A 22,653-nucleotide genomic window follows, 5' to 3' on the forward strand; every position below is an offset into this window, starting at 1 on the left:
CCCCGCTCCCTCCGGCTCGCGCGCCGAGTGCACGGCTTCGCGCCGAGTGCACGGCTTGCCGGCGTGGGCAGACCGTGCACTCGGCGGCAGGCCGTGCGTTCGGCGGATCAGCTCTGCGTCCGGCGGCGGCGCAGCAGCAGGAGCGCGGCGCCGGTGAGGAGCAGGGCCAGAGACAGACCAAGCAGCCACGGGGCGAGCTGTCCGCCCGTCAGGGCGAGCGGCGTCAGCACGGGGTTGTCCGTCACACCGGCCGGCGGGGTGATCGGGTCGCCGCCGGGAGGTGTGGCCGAGGCTGCGGCCACGTTCCGCAGGGTCGCACCCGCGGCGTCGGCGTGCACGGTCACGGAGTACGTGATCACGACGCCCTCCTCTTCGGCGAGGCTGCCGGTCCAGCGCAGCGTCGTGCCGTCGATCGTCGGCGCGGCCACCGCACGGTCACCCACCGTGGCGGTCGCCGGGCCTCGGAGGTCGGCGTGCCGCAGCACTCCGGCCAGGTCATCCGTGACGACGACCTCGTCCAGGCCCGTCTCGCCGGTGTTGGTCCCGGTGAGGGTGTAGGTCACGACGCTGCCCGTCGCGACGGCGGTGCCGGACGCCGGATCGGAGGTCTTGGCGAACGTGAAGCCCGGGGTGCCGACGGGGTTCTCCGTCGTCACCGGCGGCGGGGTGAGCTCGGCGCCACCCGGGGGCGTCGCCGTCCCCTCGACGGTGTTCGCGATGATCGCACCGCCGGCGTCGCCGCGCACGGTCACCGAGTAGGTGATCGTGACGCGCTGGCCGACCGCGAGGTCACCGGTCCAGGTGAGCTCGTCCCCATCGACGGCGGGCGCTGCGGCGGTGCCGTCGCTCACGGTCGCCGTGGCGTCGCCGTTGTAGGCGGCGTGCGCGAGCACACCCGAGAGGTCGTCGACGATGCGGACCGGAGCCAGCGCCGTCTCGCCCGTGTTGATGCCGGTCACGGTGTAGGTGAGGACGCTGCCCGGGTCGACGCGGATGCCGGAGGCGGGATCCGCGGACTTGCGGAGCTCGAAGCCAGGCTCGTTCACGGGGTGCTCCGTCGTCGCGGGCGGCGTCTCGATCGGAGGCACTCCCCCCGGCGGAGTCGCAGAGCCGGAGGCCGAGTTCTCGAGGACGGTGCCACCCGCATCCGCCCCCACGGTCACGGAGTACGTGATCGTGACGGTCTCGCCGACCTGCAGCACACCCGTCCACGACAGGCGGTCCTCGGCCACCGTCGGCGCGGTCGTCGCCGTGCCGCCGATCGTCGCGGTCGCGTCGTCGTTGTAGTCCGCGTGCGCCAGGACGCCGGAGAGGTCGTCGGCGATGGTGACGGGGTCGAGCACCGTCTCGCCCGTGTTCACGCCGGTCACCGTGTAGGTGAGGACGCTGCCGGGATCGACCGCCGTGCCCGCGACCGGATCGGCGCTCTTCGAGACGGAGAACCCTGGTTCGTTGACGGGGTTGATGGTGGTGCCGGGCGGCGGCGTGATGGTCGATCCTCCGGGCGGCGTGGCCGTGGCGGTCGCCGCGTTCTCGATCACGGTGCCGACACCCTCCGCGGTCACGGTCACGGAGTAGGTGACGGTCACGGTCTGGCCGACCGCGAGGGCTCCCGTCCACGACAGCTCCGCGCCGTCCAGGGTCGCCGCGCCGGCGGAGACGCCCGCGATGCTAGCCACCGCGTCCGCGTTGAAGGTCGCGGACGGCAGCACGCCGGACAGGTCGTCGGTGATCGTCACCGGGTCGAGCGCCGTCTGGCCCGTGTTGGCGGCCGTCAGCGTGTACGTGAGCACGTCACCGGCGTCCACCGCGGTGCCCGCAGCCGGGTCGACCGTCTTGGCGAACGTGAAGCCGGGCTCGTTCACGGGGTGCTCCGTGCTCGACGGCGGCGGCGTGATCGGCGTACCCGGGGTCGTGGGACTCTCGGGGTCGCTCGGGTCGGCGGGGATCAGCGGGGTCGCCTCTCCGGTCGCCGTGTTCGCGATGGTCTCGCCGCCGGCGGTGGCGTCGACGGTGACCGAGTAGGTGATCACGACGTCCTGGCCGGGCTGCAGCGCGCCGCTCCACGAGAGGGAGCCGTCGGCCACCCGGACATCGCCGCGGGTCGCGGACACATCGTCGTTGTAGGACGCGTGGGCCAGTGCCGCGCGCAGGTCGTCACCGATCGCGACCGGGTCGAGGACGGTGTCGCCCGTGTTGCGGCCGGTCACGGTGTACGCGATCACGCTGCCGGGGTCGACGCGGGTACCCGTGGTGGGGTCGGCCGTCTTGGTGACGGTGAACCCGGGGGTCGCGACAGGGTGCTCCGTCGTCGCGGGCGGCGGCGTCACCGGAGTGCCGGGCGTGGTCGGGCTGTCCGGGTCGGTCGGATCCGCCGGGATGAGCGGCGTCGCCTCGCCCGTCGCCGTGTTGCGCAGCAGAACGCCGGTCGCGTCCTCGTGCACCGTCACGGTGTAGGTGATGTCGACGCGATCGCCCGGGGCGAGGGTGCCGGTCCAGGCGAGCGTGGTGCCGGAGAGCACGACGGAACCGGTGGAGGCCTCGACGTCGCCGCCGTACTCCGCGTTCGCGAGGACGGCCGAGAGGTCGTCGACGATCGTCGCGGGGTCGAGGACAGTGTTGCCGGTGTTGAGGCCCGAGACCGTGTAGGTCAGGGTGTCGCCCGCGCGGACGGCGGTGCCGGAGGCCGGATCGGCCGTCTTGCTCACTTCGAAGCCCGTGTCGACGACGGGGTGCTCCGTCTCCGCCGCCGGCGGGACGATCGGCGTCCCCGGCGTCTTCGCACCGGAGGGGTCGGACGGATCGACCGGGATCTGCGGAGTCGCCGTTCCGGTGACGACGTTGTGCAGCAGGGCCTTCTCGATACCCGCGTCCACCGTCACCGTGTAGCGGATGGTGACGGACTCGCCGCGGGGGATGCCGCCGGTCCAGGTCAGCGTGCTTCCGGAGACCCGAACCGTGCCGCGGTCGGCCGTGACGTCGTCGTTGTACGCCGCGGAGTCGAGCACGCCGGACAGGTCGTCGACGATCTCGGCCGGGTCGAGGTCGGTGTCACCCGTGTTGGTGCCGGTGATCGTGTAGGTGATCGTGTCGCCCGCGGACACGGCGGTGCCGGAGGCGGGGTCGGCCGACTTCGAGATCGTGAAGCCGGAGCCGATCACGGGGTGCTCGGTGGTGACCGTCGGCGGGACGATCGGCTCGCCCGGAACCTGCGGTCCGGTCGGGTCCCCCGGGTTCGGGGTGGTCGGCGTGCCGGATCCGGAGACGCTGTTGCGCAGGATCTCCCCCGAGGCGTCGTCGCCCACCGTGACGGAGTACGTGATGGTCACGGTCTGGCCGGGCTGGAGGGTGCCTGTCCAGGCGAGGTCGTCGCCGTTCACGGTGGCGCCGCCCGCGGTGAGGGTGGTGCCGTCGATCGTCGTGAGGATGTCATCGTCGTATGCGGCGTGCGCGAGCACCCCGGAGAGATCGTCGGTGATGGAGGCCGGGTTCAGGACGGTCGCGCCGGTGTTGCGGCCGGTGACCGTGTATTCGATGGTCTGGCCGGGCTCCACGACGCTGCCTGCGGCGGGGACGGAGGTCTTCGCGACCTCGAAGCCGGCGACAGGGTGCTCGGTCGTGACGGCCGGCGGGACGATCGGGTCGAGCCCGGGCGGGGTGCCCGAGGCCGTGACGCGGTTGGCGATGCGCTCGCCCTCGACATCGGCATCCACGACGACGGAGTACGTGATCGTGAGCACCTGCCCGGGCTCGAGGGCGCCGGTCCACGCGAGGTCGTCGCCCGTGACGGTGGCGGCGCCGGACGACACCGGGTCGCCGTCGATCGCCGTCGCCACGTCGCCCTGGTACTCGGCGAACGCGCGCACGCCGGACAGGTCGTCGGTCACGGTGACCGGGTTGAGGCGGGTGTTGCCGGTGTTCTCGGCCTGCACCGTGTAGGTGAGGCGCTGACCGGCCTGCACGGCGGTGCCGTTCGCGGGGTCCGACGTCTTGCGCAGCGCGAGGTCCGGCGCGAGCCGGACGTTCGTGAACGTGCAGGTCACGTCGGTGCCGAGCGGGCCGGAGGGCTGGGTCACCTGACCGTCCGCGGTGACGGTCACCGGAGTGGTCGATCCATCCGGGTTCACCTGCACGCAGAGGAGCGACTCGTCATAGCGGGTGGGATCGCTCGTGCCGGTGGCCGTCTCGGAGAGCCGGAAGGTGTCGCCCTGGTTCGTGAAGACCGGTCCCGCGTAGTCGGGCTGCACGCCTGGACGCTCGCCACGCGTGGTCGCGTCGGTCTGCGCGACCTGGTAGCCGGACGGCGACTGCACACGCAGCGCGAACTGGTCGGTCGCGGCGTGGCGGCCCTCCGGGAGGTCCTTCTTCAGCGTCAGCGTGTTCGGGAACGTGCAGCTGGCCATGTCGGTGGGCGCGAAGTTTCCCAGAGAGGTCGTGTTGACCGTCTGACCGCGCGGGAGGTCCACCTCGATGATGCGGTTGCCCCCGCCGGAGACGGAGACGAAGATGTGGCCCAGGTTTCCGAACGCGATGCCGTTCCCCTGCACGCCCGCACCCATGTCGTGCACCTGCTTGGCGTCGATCGTCGCCGTGCTCGGCTCGAGCGCGGTGGGGAGGTCGGCGGAGTAGATGATGTTGTCGGCGACCAGCACGAGCTGTCCCGAGGCGCTGAACGCCATGTCGCCGTTGGCGCCGAACGCGCTGCTCCCGGTCGTCGGGCGGAGTGCTCCCACCTGCACGTAGGTCTGCGGCGTGACGTTCTCGTTCCAGGCGTAGAGGTTGATCGCGCCGCTCGTCGTGCCGCTGGCGAAGTAGTACACGCCCGTGACGGGATGCACGGCGCCACGCAGCACGGACGAGTTCAGCGAGAACGTCGTGCGCGACGTGACGTCGGTCACGCGGTCGTGCTTGGCGAGGGTCTTCGTTCCCGCGGCGTTCGTCACCGTGTAGGCGTAACGCCCGCTGGACGACACACCGAGCGCGTTGTTGGAGTGGTCCGCGCCGAGGTTGATGGAGCTGAGACTGCCTCCGTCGCCCTCCGCTCCGCCCTGCACGTTCACGGCGAACTCGCGCACCTCGGTGGCGCTCTGCACGTAGACGGCTCCCGGCGTGCAGAGGAACGGGTCGGCCGCGGCCGCCGGAGCAGCGGTCAGCGTGCCGCCGATGACGATCATCGACGAGGCGACGAGCGCCGTGCTGACCGCGCCGCCGACCACCTTCCTCGCTCGCTTCCGCCAGCGGTCGCGCCGCTCGAGCGGAGCCGTTTCCTGCACCTGGTGCTTGCGGGCAACACGGAATCCCATGACTGCTCTCCCCATTCATCGCGTCCCGGTGCGCACACGCGCACACGGAAGCCCCGCCCCCTCAGGCGACCGCCGAGCACCCCTCGGGCAGGGTGGACTCGGTCCGGGCCTCCGTCAGCCTGCCGGTCCGAGCCCGAGCGTCCCGGTCGAACCGGGAGAATTCACCCCGCCTTTTCACCCCCCCGCCCCGTCGGCGGGAACTATTCGCGGGAGCCGATCTCCTCGATCGGGCGGCGGCGCAGGGTGGCACCGGTCGCGAGCCGGAGCGCGATCAGGGCCAGCGCGCCCATCCCGCCGATGATCGCGAGCGAGCCCAGCACGGGCATCGCGGGGATCGGCTGCCCGGAGATGCCGTAGCTCATGCCCATGAGGGGAGGGATCGCGACCAGCACGCCGAACACCATCGAGATCGCCGCGATGAGGATCGCCTCGGTGCGCATCGTGGCGCGCACCTGCCCGCGCGAGGCGCCGATCAGCTGCAGCAGGGCGAACTCCCGTGACCGTTCCCCTGTCGCCATCACGAGAGTGTTCACGACCGCGATCGCGATGTACCCGAGGATCACCAGCAGGGCGACGAGGTTCACCCAGCCCTGCTGCGACACCGCATCGGCCCCGGCCGCCTTCTGGCCGGAGGCGGGCGTGACGACGAGTCCCTGCGCCTCCAGGGCGGCCACGGTCGCGGCGACGTCCGGTTCGGTCGACACGAGCGCGAACGAATCGAGTCCGGACGTGGTGTGGGCGCGGACCTGCGCCTCGTCCATGGTGAGCGCGCCGAAGCCGAGGCCGCGCTCGTAGACGGCGACCACGGTGGCGTCGAGCGCGGCGCCGTCGCCGAACACGCCGGTGACCGTGTCGCCCATCCTGATCCCGAGGCTCTGCGCGGCATCCGTGGAGACGGCGACCGTGGCATCGCCGTCGAGGGCGCCCAGCGCCCCTTCCCGGACCTTCAGATCGAGCGGCCCGTCGACGGTGCCGGGATCGATGCCCTGCAGCGCGTATTCCGCGCGCACGGTCTTGCCCTCGATGTCTCGGGAATCGACCACCGCAGCGCTCACGACCACGCCGGAGGCGGCGTCGACACCCGAGACGTCCCGGATTCCCTCGACCACCTCCGGCGAGAGTCCGCTGGGTCCGGAGACCCGCAGCTGCGCCGTGACGCCCGCCCTGGCTTGATCAGCGGCCTCAGCGGAGACGATGGCCGGACCGCCGATCTGCACGAGACCGAGGCCGATGCCGAGCGCGATCGGAAGGATGGCCGCCGCCAGACGACGGCTGCCGACGGCGGTGTTCGCGGCGGCGAGGAACCCCGCGGCGGACAGTCGACGCAACGCGGGACCGACCGCCCGGACACACAGGGAGACGAGCCACGGTCCGAGCACTGCGAGCGCCACGATGAGCATCAGAGCGGCACCGGCCGAAGCACCGACTGCCGCGTCACCCCGCACCACCAGCGGTACCGTCGACACGGAGAGCCCGGCTGCGGCGAAGACGATGCCGGTGATGACGCGGGGCAGACCGATCGGTCCCGGTCCCGTCGACGACTCCCGCAGCGCCTCGATGGGGTCGAGGCGAGCAGGGCGTCGCGCGGCGATCCGTGCCGCACCCCACGCGGCCCCGAGCACCAGCAGCAGAGCACCGGCCGCGGGAAGGGGGCTGACGGCCAGCGCGAAGTCGCCCGGGATCACGCCGCCCGCCACGAAGGCCGACTGCAGGACGGAGGAGAGCAGGTATCCGGGTGCGAGGCCCAGGATCGCGGCGAGCGCCGCGACGGCGAGCACCTCTCGAGCGATCAGCGCATGCACCTGCTGGGGCGTGGCGCCGACCGCACGCAGCAGCGCGTATTCACGGCGGCGCGACTGCACCGACAGGGAGAGCGTGCCGGAGACGATGAACAGGGCCACGAGGATGCAGGTGCCGACGAAGGCGCTGCCGATCGCGATGAGCAGGGTGCGGGCAGCTCCGGAATCGAGGAACTCCACGTCGCCGCGGGCGTCCCCGGTGCGCGCCACCAGTGCGGGGAAGGACTCGCGGATCGCGGTCGCCGCCTGCTCCGGGTCGCCGTCGACGAAGACGCCGAGCGCGTGCGGGATGCCGCCGCGGGGGTCGAGGTCGGCGATGCGATCCTCGGTGAGGAACACCGGGATGCTGCGGTCGGGGGCCACGGGCGCGGCCACCACCCCGACCACGCGGTACGTCGCCGGGGAGCCACCGTGGGCGAGGGTGACGGCCTCACCCACGCCGTGGGCCGAGCCGACCGTGACGGCGATCTCGTCGGCTGCGGCGGGCTCACGCCCTTCCGCCAGCGTGAACCCGGTGAGCGCCGTGGCAGGCCAGGGATGAGCCTCGACGACCGCATCCGGCGCCGCTCCGCCGGGTACGGCGAGCGGGACCGTGACGTCGGCCACGACGGCCTCCACCCCGGGCAGCGCGGCGATCTCGCGCGCAGCGTCGGCGGGGACGAGCGCGCGCTCGCGCAGCGGAACGGGCAGGTCCTCCGGCACGTCGACCTGCTGCGCCGCGCCCACGACGAGGTCGGCGGCGGTGTAGCGCTCCGGGGCGAGACCGCCGCGGATGCCCGACTCGACGAGCACCCCGAGCCCGGTGACGAGCGCACCCGCGACGAAGATGGCGACGAAGACCCCGGCCAGACTGCGGCGATGATGACGGAGGTCGGCGCGGACGATCCGTCCGAGCTCGAGGGCCGCGGCCGACATCACCACTCCCCCAGCGTGCTCATGCGATCGGTGATCTGCTGCGGTGTGCCGCCGTCGAGATGTCCGGCGAACGCCCCGTCGGCGAGGAAGATCACCCGGTCGGCGTGCGAGGCCACCACCGGGTCATGCGTGACGACCACCACGGTCTGGTGCAACTCCTTCGCCGTGTGGGCGAGGAGGTCGAGCACCTGCTTCCCGGTACGGGAGTCCAGGGCTCCGGTGGGCTCGTCGCCGAACACGACGTGCGGCCGCGTGATGAGGGCTCGGGCGATGGCGACGCGCTGCTGCTGTCCGCCGGAGAGTTCGGCGGGGCGGCGGTGCCGGTGGTCGTTCAGCCCCACCGCCTCGAGCAGGGTCTCGAGCCAGCGGTGGTCGAGGGGCTGCCGACCGAGACGCAGCGGGAGGGTGATGTTGTCCTCCACGGTCAAGGCGGGCAGCAGGTTGTACGCCTGGAACACGAAGCCGACATGGTCGCGGCGGAAGGCCGTGAGCTGTCGGGGCTTGAGCGCGGAGATCTCGGTGCCGCCGAGGTGCACGGCCCCGCTGGTCGGGCGATCGAGCCCCGCGGCGCTGTGCAGCAGCGTGCTCTTGCCCGAGCCGGACGGCCCCATGATCGCCGTGAACGAGCCGCGGGCGATGGCGAGGTCGATGCCACGGAGCGCGGTCACCCTGGTGCTGCCGGAACCGTAGGTCTTGACGAGGCCGCTGAGGCGCAGAGCCTCGACGGGGGCCGCTTCGACGAGCGGCGTGGAGGAGAGGGAGGTCATGCTTCGACGTTAGGAACACCGCGCAGCCGCCCCCATCCCGCCCGGTCCCGCATCGATGGTGGAGCTGGCTATACCGCGCGGTGCTCGCCGCTCCGGCAGACTTGCAGGGTGACGGACGGATGGATGCGCGGGTGGCTGCGCGATGCGCGGTTCCTCGGGATCGAACTCGGCGCCTCCGTCGTCTCGCTCGCGCTGTTCTGCGTGATCCTCGTCCTTCTGCCGCTCATGCTCATCACGGGCGGAGTGCTGCTGCTTCCCCAGGTCGTGCAGGTCCTGCATGCCTGGAGCGATCGGGCTCGACGGCGGATCGGACGCCGGCGCGGGGACGACCTGCCTCCGCTGTCGCGCAGGCTGCCCCGCGGAGCCACGATCGACGAACGACTCCGCTTCGCCTTCTCCCGTCCGACCGGCCGTGACGCACTGTGGCTCACGGCGCATGCCTTCCCCGTGATGTGGGCGGCGCTGCTGACCCTGGCCCTGCCGCTCGCGGCGATCAACTCCCTCGCCGTCACCTGGTACTGGCAGTTCGCACCGGCCGATGACCCGGTGGGATCGCCGTATCCGGTCACCTCGTGGGAACTGGCGTGGACCATGCCGCTCGTCGCCCTCGCGTACGCGGTCGCGGCGGTGTTCCTCGTGCCGGCCGTCGCGCGCCTCGTGGCGTTCGTCTGCGCCAAGCTGCTCGCGACGCCGCAGAAGTCCCGCCTCGCCGCCCGGGTCGACGCGCTGACCCTCAGCCGGGCGGCCGCCCTCGACGCGCACGCCGCCGAGCTGCGCCGCATCGAACGCGATCTGCACGACGGCGCGCAGAACCGGCTGGTGAACGTCGTGATGATGCTGGGGATCGCGGAGCGCGCCCAGGAGACCGGGGGCGATGTGCTCGAACCTCTGCGGCGAGCGCAGGACGCCGCCTCCGACGCGCTCGCGGGACTCCGACGCACGGTGCACGACATCTATCCGCCGATCCTCGACGAACTCGGGCTCGAGGGCGCGCTTGCTTCCCTCGCCGGGCGCAGCGTCGTCCCGTGCACGCTCGAAGCCACGGCCATCGGCCGAGTGCCGGCGGCGGTCGAGTCCGCCAGCTACTTCGTGGTCGCGGAGGCCCTGACCAACGTGAACAAGTACAGCGAGGCGACGACCGCGACGGTCCGGGTCGAGCGGGAGGGCGAACTGCTGCTCATCGCGGTGGAGGACGACGGGGTCGGCGGCGCGGTCGAGCGTCTCGGCGGAGGTTTCGCGGGGATCCGGCGCCGGATCGAGGCGTTCGAGGGCACGATGGAGCTGACGAGTCCCGCCGGGGGACCGACCATCCTGCGGACGGAGCTGCCATGCGGATCGTGATCGCGGAGGACGACACCCTGCTGCGGGAGGGGCTGGCTCTGCTGCTGCGCAGCGAGGGCTTCGACGTGATCGGCGCCGTGCCCGACGCCGAGGGCTTCCTCGCCCTCCTCGACGAGGCCGATGCGGCGGTGGTCGACGTGCGGATGCCGCCGACGTTCACCAGCGAGGGACTCAAGGCCGCGGCCGAAGCGCGCGCCCGGCGCCCCGGCTTTCCGGTGCTCGTGCTCTCGGCGTACGTGGAGGATCGCTACGCCGGGGAGCTCCTCGCGGCCGGGGCGAACGGCCTCGGCTACCTGTTGAAGGAGCGCGTGGGCAAGGTCGCCGCGTTCGTCGATGCTCTGCGCCGCGTGGCCGCCGGCGGCACGGTCATGGATCCCGAGGTCATCTCGCAGCTCATGAGCCGGCGTCGCGCCGACGACCCCGTGCAGACCCTCACCCCGCGCGAGCGGGAGGTGCTCGGCCTCATGGCCGAAGGACTCGACAACACCACGATCGCCGAGCGCCTGTTCGTGACGGAGACCGCCGTGAGCAAGCACATCGGCAACATCTTCGCCAAGCTCGGCCTCGCCTCCAGCGACAGCGGCCACCGTCGCGTCCTCGCCGTCCTCGCCTACCTCCGCACCTGACCTCCTCCCTCTCCCCTCCCCTCCCTCCCTCCTCTCCCTCCCCTCCCTCACCTCCCTCCTCCCCGCTGAGACCCCTGGGTGTCGTCGAGACCCCGGGGTCTTTGCGTCGCTACCCGGGGGTCTCGCCGCGTACCCGGGGTCTCGGCGGAAGAAGGAGGAGGAAAAAACTCAGTATTCGGTGTTGCTAAGTACCGGTACTCAGTGTTACTTTGTACCGGTACCCAGCAACACTGAGTACCGAACAACAGACACAGACAACGAGAGGAGGGGACGATGGGCAAGCAGATGACCGAGATGCTCAAGGGCACCCTGGAGGGCATCGTGCTGGCCCTCCTCGCCGAGCAGCCGGCCTACGGATACGAGATCACGACACGGCTGCGCGAGCACGGCTTCACCGACACCGCCGAGGGCACCGTCTACGCCCTGCTGGTCAGGATCGAGCAGAAGAAGCTCGTCGACGTCGAGAAGGTGCCGAGCGAGAAGGGCCCGCCCCGCAAGGTGTACACCCTCAATGCTCAGGGCCGCCAGGAGTTGGAGGAGTTCTGGACCACCTGGAGCTTCCTCCGCACGCACATCGAACGACTGCACACCACGAACACCAGCGACACCACGAACAAGGAGAACTGACATGGCCGCGAAGTGGATCGAAGCGATCACCGGATCACTCGAAGAGAAGAAGCAGTACAAGCAGGCTCAGGCCCGCATCAACGCCCTGCCCGAGCCGTACCGCGAGATGGCGAAGGCCCAGCAGCGCTACAACATGTACTACGGCGGCGTCACCGACGGCGACACCATCGTGAAGATGTTCCTCGACATCGCCGACATCTGGGAGCGTGCCGCACTCGACGGAACCCCGGTGAGCGCCATCGTCGGCGACGACCCGGTCGAGTTCGCTGAGAACTACGCCGCGGCGTACGGCGGTCGCCAGTGGATCGACAAGGAGCGCGCCCGTCTCATCAAGGCGTTCGACGACGCGAAGAAGAAGGAGGAATCATGACGAACTCCGCCATCTCGGTGCGCGGCATCGAGAAGTCGTACAAAGATCTGCACGTGCTGCGCGGCGTCGACTTCGAGGTCGAGAAGGGCAGCATCTTCGCCCTCCTCGGCTCGAACGGCGCCGGCAAGACCACCATGGTGCGCATCCTCTCCACCCTGCTGAAGGCGGATGCCGGCACCGCGACCGTGCAGGGCGCGGACGTCGCCACCGACCCGGTCGGAGTGCGCGAGCGCATCAGCCTCACCGGGCAGTTCGCCGCCGTCGACGAGATCCTCACCGGACGCGAGAACCTGGTGCTGGTCGCGAAGCTGCGGCATCTGCCCGACGCGGGGAAGGTCGCCGACGAGCTCCTGGCCACGTTCCGTCTGACGGATGCGGGCGGGCGCAAGGTCGGCACCTACTCGGGCGGCATGCGTCGCCGGCTGGACATCGCGATGAGCCTGGTCGGCGACCCCGAGGTCATCTACCTCGACGAGCCCACCACCGGCCTCGACCCCGAAGCCCGCATCGAGGTGTGGGGCGTGGTCAAGGAGCTCGCGAACACCGGCACGACCGTGCTGCTCACCACGCAGTACCTCGATGAGGCGGAGCAGCTGGCCGACCGCATCGCGATCCTCCACGAGGGCCGCATCATCGCGAATGACACCCTCGCCGGACTCAAGCGCCTGCTTCCGGCCGCGAAGGTCGAGTACGTCGAGAAGCAGCCCACCCTCGAGGAGATCTTCCTCACCCTCATCGGCCCTTCGACAGGCTCAGGGACCCACCCTTCGACAGGCTCAGAGACCCAGGCAGGGTCAGGGACCCAGGTACAGAAAGGAGATGCAGCATGACCACGCACTTCGCCGCCGACACGGCGACGCTCACCGGCCGCTCCATGCGGCACATCTTCCGCAGCCCCGACACGATCATCACCACGGCGGTCACCCCGATCGCGCTGATGCTCCTGTTCGTGTACGTCTTCGGCGGCGCCCTCCAGCAGAGCACCGGCGTCGACAACTACGTGAACTACCTGCTGCCGGGCATCCTGCTCATCGCGATCGCGTCGGGCATCGCCTACACGGCGTTCCGGCTGTTCACCGACATGCAGAGCGGCATCTTCGAGCGGTTCCACTCCATGCCGATCGCCCGGTCGAGCGTGCTGTGGGCCCACGTGCTCACGTCCCTCACGGCGAACGCCATCACCCTCGCGATCATCTTCGGGGTCGGATTCCTCATGGGCTTCCGCACCGGGGCGAGCTTCTGGGCCTGGCTCGGAGTGATCGGCATCCTGATGCTGTTCACCCTGGCACTCACGTGGCTGGCGATCATCGCGGGCCTGAACGCCAAGACCGTCGACGGCGCGAGTGCCTTCTCGTACCCGCTGATCTTCCTGCCGTTCATCAGTTCGGCGTTCGTGCCGACCGACACCATGCCGGCACCGGTGCAGTGGTTCGCCGACAACCAGCCCGTCACCTCGATCGTGAACACCATCCAGGCGCTGTTCGCGGAGCAGCCCGTGGGCAACGACATCTGGATCGCTCTCGCCTGGTGCGTCGGCATCCTCGTGGTCGCCTACGTCTTCGCGATCATCTCGTACCGGAAGAAGGTCAGCTGATCGACGCCAAGCGAGACGGAACGCTTCGACCGGGGACTCTCCCCGGCCGGGGCGTTTCGCCGCGCTCGGCGCGTGTCCTCCCGGCCGTGTTCCGTCGCGTCGGGTCGCTTCAGGTCGCAGATTCTCTCTGAGGTCGCAGCTTCGCCCGGATTCCGTGCGACCTCGTGCGGATCTCCGACCTCAGCGCAGCCCCACCGGACCGACCTCAGCGTAGCCCCACCGGACCGAGCACGACGCGGCGCCCCGTCCGCACCCACACGGCGCCGTCGACACGGTGCTCGGCGCGGGTCGCGAAGCGGTAGCGGTACGACACGGCGCGCACCCACCGCGGCCGCTCGCCGTGGAAGGGGTCGACGCGCAGCATCCGCAGTGTCGGGGCATCCGCCTCCAGCAGCCGCACGAGGAACACCGAGAACCAGTCGTCCAGGGAGTGCCCGAGCGGCAGGAACCACATCAGCCAGTCCAGCCGCAGGTGATACGGGGCGAACTGCCGCGGGATCCGCCGCACGTCGCCGGGCTTCCCGCGGAACTCGTACTCGCGCCACTGCAACCCCTCCTCATCGTCGGACCCCTCCACGACGATCTCTACCCGCCTCCGTGTCACCGTGCCGAACGCTCCGTACGCGTTGGCGAGCTGCCAGCGGTTGAAGCTCGCGTTCATGAGCTGTCGCCGCGCGAAGAGGTTTCGCGTCGCGGGCACGCTCAGCACGACGAACAGCGCCCCGACCGCCGAGGTCACCACGACCCACCACAGGGGCATCCCCGACACCGTCCACGGCAGCGAGGTCTCCGGTGGCGAGGCCGGCGCACCGATGCCGGGCAGACCGATCGTGGAGAACGCGATCACGATCGTCGCCCCGTTCAGCCAGGCGAAGTTCCCGGTGAGGACGAGCCAGAGCTGCGTCGCGATCACGATGCCGGCAGCGACCGCCCCGACCCATGCGACCCCTTCGACGAGCTCGGGGACCCAGCCGTCGCGATCGGGGATCCACAGCGAGAGGATCGGCGCGAAGAGGAAGAACGGCACGACGAGCTGCGCGACGTGGTTCCCGACGACCTCGAGCTTGTGGAACCACCGCGGCAGCAGGTGCGCCTGCCTGCTCAGCGGGCCCGGCATCGGCTGCGTCTCGTGGTGGAAGGTCATCGCGGTGAGATCGCGCCATTCGCGTCCGCCACGGATCTTGATCATCCCGGCCCCGAACTCCAGCCGGAACAGCAGCCACCAGAACAGCACGATCACGACCGTCGGCGGCGGCTGATCGTTCGAGCCGAGGAACGCTGCGAGGAATCCGGCCTCCAGCAGCAGCATCTCCCACCCGAAGGAGTAGAACGTCTGCCCGATGCTGACGACCGACATGTAGCCGAGCCAGAGGGCGAGGAAGGCCAGCATCGGCACCCACGCCGGCCCGAGCTGCGGCACCCCCGCCACGAGCAGGGCCGCGACCGCGATCCCGGCGCCGGACAACGCGACGAGACGGCGGTCGGTGTAGCGGACGCGGGTGAAGAGCGTGGGGTGCAGCAGCTTCCGTCGCTCCGGCTTCTGTGCCACCCAGTCGAGCAGTGCCGGAGCGGGCAGCAGCCCGTGCTCGCCGAGCAGGGGGCGGAACTGGTTGAGGGTCGAGACGAACGCGACGAGGTACAGCGCCGCGATGCCCCGCTGCAGGACCTCGCGGGCGAACCCGAAGTCGACCGCTGCGAACCCGTCCACGCCCACAGGCTACGCCCGCCCCTACAGGAAAGCTCCCGTCGCACTTTCGGTCGGGATGGCGGAGCCAGAGCGACGGAAAGTGCGACGGGAGCGGAATGGGTCCGCGAGGCGGGTCGGGTCAGCTGGTGACGGTCCAGTCGAACTGGTCGCCGTACTGCTCGAGCCATGCGTCGACCGCGTCGGCTTCCTTGCCCTCGCCGTACTCGTTGACGACGAGGTCTTCGAGCGCGCCGTACTGCTCGTCGTCGAGCTTGATCTTCTTGATCAGCTCGGCCGCCTCAGGGAACTCGTCCGCGAAGCCATCGGTGCCCAGGAAGTGCAGACCCTCGGCCTCACCCATGGCGCCCTTGGGGTCTTCGAGGTCCTTCACCGGGAAGGCGTCGTTGGCCCAGAACGGACGCCACAGCGTCACGACGATGTCCTCCTGCTTGTCGGTCGCGGTCTTCAGCTCGGTGAGCATCGCCGCGGTCGACGAGGTGACGAGCTCGTACTCGCCGTCCAGGCCGTACTCGGGCATCATCTTCTGCGTCTGGGCGGTGAGGCCCGCACCCGGCTCGATGCCGTAGATCTTGCCGTCGAAGTCGCCGCCCTTGCCCGCGAGATCCTCGATCGAGGTCAGGTCGGAGTACTCCGGCACCGCGAGGGTGAGCTTGGCGTTCTCGTAGTATGCGCCGAGGTCCTCGATGTCGTCGCCGTACTTCTTCATGTACTCGGCGTGGGTGAGCTCCGGCCACGCCGACGGGTACATGTCGACATCGCCCTGCGCGAGGCCGGTGTACAGCGGTCCCGCCTCGGTGAGCGTCTTCATCTCGACCGTGTAGCCGATCTTCTCGAGCTGGTCCTGCAGCAGGTAGGCCGTGCTCAGACCGTCGGTCCACGACGGCAGGAAGCCCAGCGTGATCGTGCCCTTGTCGTCGGAGCTGCCGTCGCCGCCGCCCGTTCCGCCCGCGCCGTCGCTGCTGCATCCGGCGAGGGTGAGTGCGCCGGCCACGCCGATCGCTGTGAGTGCGAGGATCTTCTTCTTCATGTGATTTCTCTCTCTTGCGTTCCGTATGGGTGTTGTTCCGTAGGGATGGAACTCAGTGCACGAGTTCCGGTTCCGCGGCGTCCTGCTTCGCGGAGGTCTCAGGGGCAGGGGCGGATGCTGTTCCGCCACCGCCCTTCGGGGTGCGGCGCCGCGCGATCATGCCGAGCAGCGACGAACGGTTCTCGCCGGGTGCTCCCAGCGCTGCGGTGACGCGGTCGAGGAAGACCGCGATCAGCACCACGCCGAGCCCGGCCTCGACGCCCTTGGGGATGTTGATGGTCGAGATCGCCTCGACGACCATCTTCCCGAGGCCGTCCGCTCCCGCCATTCCGGCGATGACCGCCATCGACAAGGCGAGCATAATGACCTGGTTGACGCCGGCCATGATGGTCGGCATCGCGAGCGGGAGCTGGATGCCGCGCAGGATCTGCCCGGGCTTGGCGCCGAAGGCCTGACCTGCTTCGACGGTCTCGGAGTCGACACCGCGGATGCCGAGCTCGGTCAGACGCACGCCAGGCGGCAGCGCGAAGATCACCGTGGCGACGAGGCCGGGCACCACACCGATGCCGAAGAACACGATCGCCGGGATCAGGTACACGAAGGCCGGCATGGTCTGCATGAAGTCGAGCACGGGCTTGAGCACGGCGCGGACGGTGGCGTTGCGCGCCGACCAGATGCCCAGCGGGACCGCGATGAGCACCGCGATGATCGCGGCGACGAGCACGAGCGCCAGGGTCTGCATCGCGGGGACCCACAGGTCCATCCCGACGATCAGTCCGAACGACACGACGGTGCCGATCGCGAGCTGCCACGAGCGCACGACCCAGGCGATGAGCGCGGCGATCACGATGACGACCGCGAAGTGCGGGGCGAGCAGGATGCTCGTGAGGCCGTCGACGAGGAAGCTCATCACGAACGAGATCACGTCGAGCAGACCGTCGAGGTTGTCCTTGACCCAGTCGACGACCGACTCGATCCAGGTTCCTACGGGGATGCGGAAGCCATCCATCAGCGCACCTCCTCCGTCTCGACCCGGGTCCCTGAGCTCGTCGAAGGGGCAGGCTCGGCGGTCCACCCGTCATCCAGCACGGCATCGATCTCGGCCTGCGGCATCGGCATGAGCGGGAGCGTGATCTCCTCGGTCGCACCGGGACCGGGGCCGAGGGCGGCGAGCAGCGTCACGCGCGGGATCACCCCGACCAGGCGGCCGTCGGCATCCGTCACCGCGAGCGGCAGGGGCGACTCGACGGCGGGGACGAACAGGTTCATCAGCACCTCGTCCTCGCGCACGCTCTGCAGCACGGGCTTGATGATCGAGTCGAGGGTGGTCGCGCCGTTGCGCACGAGCTTGACCGCGTCGCGGTCGGTCACGACGCCGACGAGCTGCCGGTCCTTGCCGACGACGTAGGTGGCCGACATGTAGGCGTCGCGCATCTGGCGCAGTGCGGTGCGCGGGCCGGCGGTGTGCGGCACCACGGGGCGCGGACGCTCCATCACGTTCGCGGCGGTGAGCACGCGGGCGCGGTCGACGTCCTGCACGAACTGCTCGACGTAGTCGTTCGCCGGGTCCATCAGGATGTCCTCGGGCGTGCCGATCTGCACGATGCGGCCGTCGCGCATCACGGCGATGCGGTCGCCGAGGAACATGGCCTCGTTCAGGTCGTGCGTGATGAACACGATGGTCTTGTGCAGCTTCTGCTGGAGCTCGAGCAGCTGCTCCTGCATCTCTCGGCGGATCAGCGGATCGAGGGCGCTGAAGGCCTCATCCATCAGCAGGATGTCGCTGTCCGCGGCGAGGGCGCGAGCGATGCCGACGCGCTGCTGCATTCCTCCGGAGAGCTCGGACGGAAGCTTCTCGCCCTGGCCCTCGAGTCCCACCAGCGCGAGGATCTCCTCGGCCTTCGCCAGGCGCTCGGCCTTCGCGACGCCCTTGAGCTCGAGCGGGTAGGCGACGTTCGCGGCGACCGTGCGGTGCGGCAGCAGGGCGAAGTGCTGGAACACCATCGAGATGCGGTCGCGACGGATCTCGCGGAGCCGCGACGACGGGACGCCGGTGATCGGATCGCCGTTCACCGTGACGGTGCCGGAACTCGCATCGTGCAGGCCGTTGAGCATGCGGATGATGGTGGACTTGCCCGATCCGGACAGCCCCATGATGACGAAGATCTCACCGCGGTTGACGGTGAAGCTGGCGTCGATGACCGCGGCCGTGCCGACATCCGCGACCGCGGTGCGACCCTCTCCGGCCTTCAATCGGCGGACGGCGGCGCTCGGATTCTTCCCGAACACCTTGAACAGATTGCGCGCTTCTAGAACGGTTTCGGACACGTTTCCCCTGCGGCTCGCCTTCGGGTGGCTGAGCCTGCTTCGGTTACGCCCGGGTGACGCTCTCGAGGCCGTTCGACATGTCTGCTGTGGCGGCGCGGACGGCGGATTTCGGATCCGCCGCGATAGAGCATCGACCGTACGCCCACGCCTCTTCGCAGCACAGCTCATCGAAAGAAGGACGTGGTCGCGGACTGGTCTTCGGGCCGTCAGGCCCACAGACCAACGTAACGAAATGGCCGATCAGGGGCAAATCCCGGCCGACTGAGCTGAGGGCGTTTCGGCGGCTGACCGGGGGATTGCGCGGGCATTCAACAATCTCCCGCGCGACCGTGAACCGGTCAGGAATCGGTCGATCCGGAGCGGCGGATGCTGCGCGTCACGGTGAACTTCGGGGTGCGGTGCAGCTGGGCGGTCGGGCCGATCAGACGCTCGAGCTGGGCACGATATCCGAGGCTCGAGTTGTAGACGGTGAACAGCTCGCCGCCGGGGCGGAGCACCCGTGCCGCGGCCTCGAACAGGCGGGTCGCCGCGCCGGTGTGCACGCTGGAGCCGAGGTGGAAGGGCGGGTTCAACAGCACCACGTCGACGCTCGCGTCCGCGACTCCCGATGCCGCGTCGTCGTGCGTGACCGTGACCCGGTCGATGACACCGTTCGCCGCGACCGTCGCCCGCGCGGATGCCACCGCGGCGGCCGAGCGATCCGTCGCGGTCACCTGCGCCTCGGGGTGCGCGAGGGCGTACGAGACGGCGAGCGCGCCGGTGCCGCAGCCGAGGTCGAGCACGCGGGGCGGCGCTTCGACTTCAGTGGGTCCCTGAGCCTGCCGAAGGGCCGGAGAACTGGGTCCCTGAGCCTGTCGAAGGGCCGGCGACAGAGCGAGGGCGTCGAGGAGCACCCGGGTGCCGATGTCGAGGCGCGCGCCGGCGAAGGCTCCGCCGTGGGCAACGAGGGTCAGACCGTCGTGCCGGGCGGTGACCGGGAACGGCGGATCGACCGGTGCCTCCCTGGGCTCGGACACCACGATCAGCCGGGACTTCCGCTCGGCGCGCTGCGGCTGCACCTGGGCGAAGCTCCGTGCGAGCACGTCGTTCTGCGTGGGGGTCATGTGCTTCACACGGCCTCCCGCGATGAGCACCACGTCCGGAGCGGACCAGCGGGCGACGGCGTCTGCGATCTCCTCGAGCTCGGCGAGAGACTTCGGCAGCTGCAACAGGACGAGCCGCGCGCCGGCGAGCAGCCCGGCATCCAGCTCGTGCGACGTGAAGCCGTCGACCCCGAGCTCCTCGGCGTTGCGCACGAGAGCCCGCCGACCGGTCGCGAGGTCCTGGTGCACGCGGATGCCCTGCATCCCGGAATCGACCAGCGGCAGGGTGATCGCGCCGTACTCGTCGCCGATCACGACCGTCTCCGCACCCGATGCGTCGAGCGCGAGAGCCCGCTCGACCAGCAGCAGGTCGGTCGCGTCATGCGCCTGCAGATTGTCCGCCTCGACGTCGGGCCAGCGGCGCAGGCGACTGTAGGGGAACTCCGGCACCAGCCCACTGTACGCGGGGGTCGTAAGGATTTCGCATGCGTTGCCTTCACCCGATTCACACTTTTGTGAATCGGGCGTACGCTCCCGCGCATGACCACCGTCATCGCCACCCGAGACCTCACGAAGCACTATGGCCGCGTGCACGCGCTGGACGGCCTGGACCTCACGGTCGAGCACGGTCAGGTGCACGGCTTCCTCGGCCCGAACGGTGCAGGCAAGTCGACGACGATCCGCATCCTGCTCGGCCTCGCCCGCCGCACCGCCGGCGAGGCGACCGTCTTCGGCGAGGACCCCTGGGAGCGTGCGGTCGACCTGCATCGGCGCATCGCATACGTGCCCGGCGATGTGAGCGTGTGGCCGAACCTGTCCGGCGGTGAGGCCGTGGATCTGCTGGCCCGGCTGCGCGGCGCCCGCTCGAAGGACGAGGCGTACCAGCACGAGAAGAAGCGGCTGATGGACGCCTTCCAGTTCGACCCGCGGAAGAAGGGCCGAGCGTATTCGAAGGGCAATCGGCAGAAGGTCGCGCTGATCGCGGCGTTCGCCGTGCCCGCCGATCTCTACATCCTCGACGAACCGACGAGCGGCCTCGATCCGCTCATGGCCGTGATCTTCCAGCGCGAGGTCGCCCGCGCCCACGCGAACGGCGCGACCGTGCTGCTGTCGAGTCACATCATGAGCGAGGTCGAGCAGCTGTGCGATCGGGTGTCGATCATCCGCGCCGGCCGGGTGGTCGAGACCGGGACGCTCACGGAGCTGCGCCACCTCACCCGCAGCGACGTGTCGTTCACGCCCTCCGGCGCGACCCTCGATCAGGTCGCGCGGATCCCCGACGTGCACGATCCGGTGCAGCAGGGCGATCGCATCCGCCTCGCCGTCGACAGCGACCGCACGGCGTCCGTGCTTCCGGCCCTCGCGACGCTCGGCATCAGCGACCTGCGCGTGTCCCCTCCGTCGTTGGAAGAGCTCTTCCTCCGGCACTACGGCGACGACCTCGCGAGCCTCGAAGCCGCCGAGGACGGCGAAGACATCACGTCGCCTGCCGGTCCCGACTCCCGACGCACGCGCCGGGCCCGGAACGGTCGGGCGTGATGACCGCGCTCGGGGTGCTGCTGGGCCAGCGGATCCGGCGCGACCGCGTGCAGGTGCCGCTGTGGATCGTCGGCACCGGCCTGATGGCCTTCGCGGGATACGCGGGCGTGAGCCAGTCCTATGCGACGATCGCCGACCGGCAGAACATCCTGGCCGCAGCCCTCGCGAACCCGGTCATCCTGATGTTCCGCGGCCTGCCCTCGGGCACGTCCGAAGGGGCGTTCCTCGCCTTCGAGGTGCTGCCGTGGCTGGCGCTGCTCGCCGCGCTCATGAGCACCTTCCTGGCGGTGCGGCACACGCGCGGCGATGAGGAGGCCGGCCGCGCCGAACTGGTGTGGGCGACCCCGGCCGGACGCCGGCTGCCCACCGTCGCCACCATCGTCCACGGCGTACTGGCGGACCTCGTGCTGGCCGCGGTCACAGCGGCGGCCCTCATCGCCGCGGGGATGCCCACCGCGGGCTCGCTGCTCTCCGGTGCGGCTGCGGGCTCGTGCGGTATCGCGTTCCTCGGCATCGGTCTGCTCGCCGCGCAGCTCCTGCGCACCTCGCGCGGAGCGAACTCGCTGACGGTGTGGGTTCTCGTGGCGGCGTTCCTGATCCGCGGCATCGGCAACGCGGCCGGCACGCCCAGCGACGACCTCACCGCCATGACGAGCGCCTGGCCGTCGTGGCTCTCGCCGTTCGGCTGGGCCGAGCAGGTGCGCCCCTACGACGCCGACCTCGTCTGGCCGGCACTGCTCGGACCGGGCCTGGGGATCGTGCTCGCCGCCACGTCCCTCGCCCTCCAGTCGCTGCGCGACATCGATGCCGGTTTCGTGGCCGAGCGGCCCGGTCGCGTCTCCGCCCGCCCGGCCCTCGCCTCGCCGCATGCGCTGGTCTGGCGGCTCACCGCGGGCTCGATCATCGGGTGGGCGGTCGGCGGAGCGATCACGGGCATCCTCGCCACGACCCTGAGCGGGCTGGTCGACCGGATCTCGGGCGAGAACCCCGCCGTGGCCGAGATCCTCACCAAGATCGGCGGCGCGACGGGCGGTCTCGACGAGGTCGTGGTGACCGTGTTCTTCACTCTGCTCGGCATCCTCGCCGCGTGCTGCGCGGTGCAGACGGTGGTGCGCGCCCGGCAGGAGGAGGTGCGGGGTACGGCGGAGGCGATACTGGCCGCCCCGGTGGGTCGCGTGCGCTGGCTGGCGGATTTCGTGATCGTCGGCGTCGCCGCGGTGGTGATCGTGGTGGCCGCCGCCGTCGTCGCCGCGTGGGTCGGGGTGTGGACCCGCGCCGGCGATCCGGAGCTCTTCCGCATCGTCGCGGTCGCCGGAGCCGGCCAGGCGGTCGCTGCAGCCGTCTTCGCCGTGCTCACCGCACTGGTGTTCGTCCTGCTCCCCCGCGCGACCGCTGCGGCGGCGTGGGGACTGGTGCTGCTGGCGGCGCTGCTCGGCATGTTCGGGCCGCTGTTCGGACTGCCGGAGTGGACCGCGGATCTCTCGCCGTTCGCCGTGACGCCCGTGGTCGACGGCGGTGGGGTGGATGCGCGGGGCCTGTGGTGGCTGGCGCTCATCCTCGCCGCGGGAGGAGCCGCAGCACTGACCCTGATGCGGCGACGCGAGCTCGCCCCCGGCGCCTAGGAGGA

General features: G+C 70.5%; 16 protein-coding genes. 8 read left to right on the plus strand and 8 right to left on the minus strand.

The window, feature by feature from the left end:
• Nucleotides 1-107: 107 nt before the first annotated feature.
• From F6A08_RS00525 to F6A08_RS00535, 3 genes are all read right to left on the minus strand, one after another.
• Entirely contained in the window at nt 108-5,303 is a 5,196-nt protein-coding gene (locus F6A08_RS00525) for an isopeptide-forming domain-containing fimbrial protein (RefSeq protein ID WP_151458309.1), read from the minus strand.
• A 200-nt stretch (nt 5,304-5,503) separates the two neighbouring features.
• The gene (locus F6A08_RS00530; RefSeq protein WP_151458310.1) at nt 5,504-8,017 is read right to left on the minus strand and encodes an ABC transporter permease; all 2,514 of its coding nucleotides are present in this window, start codon (nt 8,015-8,017) and stop codon (nt 5,504-5,506) included.
• Nucleotides 8,017-8,784 carry an ABC transporter ATP-binding protein gene (locus F6A08_RS00535; protein WP_151458311.1) on the minus strand — a complete coding sequence of 256 codons (768 nt, stop codon included), beginning with the start codon at nt 8,782-8,784 and terminating at the stop codon, nt 8,017-8,019. Before F6A08_RS00535 ends, F6A08_RS00530 begins: the two co-directional genes overlap by 1 nt.
• Before the next feature lie 108 nt (nt 8,785-8,892).
• On the opposite strand from F6A08_RS00535, the gene F6A08_RS00540 reads away from it, so the two are divergent.
• The 6 genes from F6A08_RS00540 (at nt 8,893) to F6A08_RS00565 (ending at nt 13,342) form a co-directional block, all read left to right on the plus strand.
• A complete protein-coding gene (locus F6A08_RS00540) occupies nt 8,893-10,125 on the plus strand; it encodes a sensor histidine kinase (protein WP_225855682.1) in 1,233 nt (410 codons plus the stop codon).
• Entirely contained in the window at nt 10,113-10,751 is a 639-nt protein-coding gene (locus F6A08_RS00545) for a response regulator transcription factor (protein WP_017203033.1), read from the plus strand. Before F6A08_RS00540 ends, F6A08_RS00545 begins: the two co-directional genes overlap by 13 nt.
• 273 nt (nt 10,752-11,024) lie before the next feature.
• Nucleotides 11,025-11,378: a PadR family transcriptional regulator gene (locus F6A08_RS00550; RefSeq protein WP_151458312.1), complete on the plus strand. Its 354-nt coding sequence runs from the start codon at nt 11,025-11,027 to the stop codon at nt 11,376-11,378.
• A 1-nt stretch (nt 11,379) separates the two neighbouring features.
• A complete protein-coding gene (locus tag F6A08_RS00555) occupies nt 11,380-11,748 on the plus strand; it encodes a DUF1048 domain-containing protein (protein ID WP_017203035.1) in 369 nt (122 codons plus the stop codon).
• Nucleotides 11,745-12,578, plus strand: coding sequence for an ABC transporter ATP-binding protein (locus F6A08_RS00560; protein WP_151458313.1), 834 nt, complete (start codon nt 11,745-11,747; stop codon nt 12,576-12,578). Before F6A08_RS00555 ends, F6A08_RS00560 begins: the two co-directional genes overlap by 4 nt.
• On the plus strand, nt 12,575-13,342 hold the full coding sequence (locus F6A08_RS00565; RefSeq protein WP_124894509.1) for an ABC transporter permease: 768 nt from the start codon (nt 12,575-12,577) through the stop codon (nt 13,340-13,342). The genes F6A08_RS00560 and F6A08_RS00565 overlap by 4 nt, the downstream gene beginning before the upstream one ends.
• Before the next feature lie 205 nt (nt 13,343-13,547).
• Here F6A08_RS00565 and F6A08_RS00570 read toward each other — a convergent pair whose 3' ends face one another.
• From F6A08_RS00570 to F6A08_RS00590, 5 genes are all read right to left on the minus strand, one after another.
• Complete coding sequence (locus tag F6A08_RS00570; protein ID WP_151458314.1) at nt 13,548-15,050, minus strand: lipase maturation factor family protein; 1,503 nt, start codon at nt 15,048-15,050, stop codon at nt 13,548-13,550.
• 118 nt (nt 15,051-15,168) lie between these two features.
• A complete protein-coding gene (locus F6A08_RS00575) occupies nt 15,169-16,077 on the minus strand; it encodes a glycine betaine ABC transporter substrate-binding protein (RefSeq protein ID WP_017203039.1) in 909 nt (302 codons plus the stop codon).
• Between the two features lie 52 nt (nt 16,078-16,129).
• The gene (locus F6A08_RS00580) at nt 16,130-17,086 is read right to left on the minus strand and encodes an ABC transporter permease (protein WP_151458315.1); all 957 of its coding nucleotides are present in this window, start codon (nt 17,084-17,086) and stop codon (nt 16,130-16,132) included.
• Nucleotides 17,086-18,405, minus strand: coding sequence for a quaternary amine ABC transporter ATP-binding protein (locus tag F6A08_RS00585; RefSeq protein ID WP_151458316.1), 1,320 nt, complete (start codon nt 18,403-18,405; stop codon nt 17,086-17,088). Before F6A08_RS00585 ends, F6A08_RS00580 begins: the two co-directional genes overlap by 1 nt.
• Before the next feature lie 338 nt (nt 18,406-18,743).
• Nucleotides 18,744-19,937 carry a class I SAM-dependent methyltransferase gene (locus F6A08_RS00590; protein ID WP_151458317.1) on the minus strand — a complete coding sequence of 398 codons (1,194 nt, stop codon included), beginning with the start codon at nt 19,935-19,937 and terminating at the stop codon, nt 18,744-18,746.
• A 90-nt stretch (nt 19,938-20,027) separates the two neighbouring features.
• Here F6A08_RS00590 and F6A08_RS00595 point away from each other — a divergent pair, with 90 nt between their 5' ends.
• Both F6A08_RS00595 and F6A08_RS00600 read left to right on the plus strand, forming a co-directional pair.
• Nucleotides 20,028-21,026 carry an ABC transporter ATP-binding protein gene (locus tag F6A08_RS00595; RefSeq protein ID WP_151458318.1) on the plus strand — a complete coding sequence of 333 codons (999 nt, stop codon included), beginning with the start codon at nt 20,028-20,030 and terminating at the stop codon, nt 21,024-21,026.
• Entirely contained in the window at nt 21,026-22,648 is a 1,623-nt protein-coding gene (locus tag F6A08_RS00600) for an ABC transporter permease (RefSeq protein WP_151458319.1), read from the plus strand. Before F6A08_RS00595 ends, F6A08_RS00600 begins: the two co-directional genes overlap by 1 nt.
• Nucleotides 22,649-22,653 lie beyond the last annotated feature (5 nt).

It is taken from the genome of Microbacterium algeriense (genome assembly GCF_008868005.1).
Taxonomy (GTDB): domain Bacteria; phylum Actinomycetota; class Actinomycetes; order Actinomycetales; family Microbacteriaceae; genus Microbacterium; species Microbacterium algeriense.

What these genes read in the sequence shown, in the direction of transcription:
- F6A08_RS00525 (WP_151458309.1), bottom strand. Translation starts at nt 5,303, where the DNA reads ATGGGATTCCGTGTTGCCCGCAAGCACCAGGTGCAGGAAACGGCTCCG.
- F6A08_RS00530 (WP_151458310.1), bottom strand. Translation starts at nt 8,017, where the DNA reads ATGTCGGCCGCGGCCCTCGAGCTCGGACGGATCGTCCGCGCCGACCTC.
- F6A08_RS00535 (WP_151458311.1), bottom strand. Translation starts at nt 8,784, where the DNA reads ATGACCTCCCTCTCCTCCACGCCGCTCGTCGAAGCGGCCCCCGTCGAG.
- F6A08_RS00545 (WP_017203033.1), top strand. Translation starts at nt 10,113, where the DNA reads ATGCGGATCGTGATCGCGGAGGACGACACCCTGCTGCGGGAGGGGCTG.
- F6A08_RS00550 (WP_151458312.1), top strand. Translation starts at nt 11,025, where the DNA reads ATGGGCAAGCAGATGACCGAGATGCTCAAGGGCACCCTGGAGGGCATC.
- F6A08_RS00555 (WP_017203035.1), top strand. Translation starts at nt 11,380, where the DNA reads ATGGCCGCGAAGTGGATCGAAGCGATCACCGGATCACTCGAAGAGAAG.
- F6A08_RS00560 (WP_151458313.1), top strand. Translation starts at nt 11,745, where the DNA reads ATGACGAACTCCGCCATCTCGGTGCGCGGCATCGAGAAGTCGTACAAA.
- F6A08_RS00565 (WP_124894509.1), top strand. Translation starts at nt 12,575, where the DNA reads ATGACCACGCACTTCGCCGCCGACACGGCGACGCTCACCGGCCGCTCC.
- F6A08_RS00575 (WP_017203039.1), bottom strand. Translation starts at nt 16,077, where the DNA reads ATGAAGAAGAAGATCCTCGCACTCACAGCGATCGGCGTGGCCGGCGCA.
- F6A08_RS00580 (WP_151458315.1), bottom strand. Translation starts at nt 17,086, where the DNA reads ATGGATGGCTTCCGCATCCCCGTAGGAACCTGGATCGAGTCGGTCGTC.
- F6A08_RS00595 (WP_151458318.1), top strand. Translation starts at nt 20,028, where the DNA reads ATGACCACCGTCATCGCCACCCGAGACCTCACGAAGCACTATGGCCGC.
- F6A08_RS00600 (WP_151458319.1), top strand. Translation starts at nt 21,026, where the DNA reads ATGACCGCGCTCGGGGTGCTGCTGGGCCAGCGGATCCGGCGCGACCGC.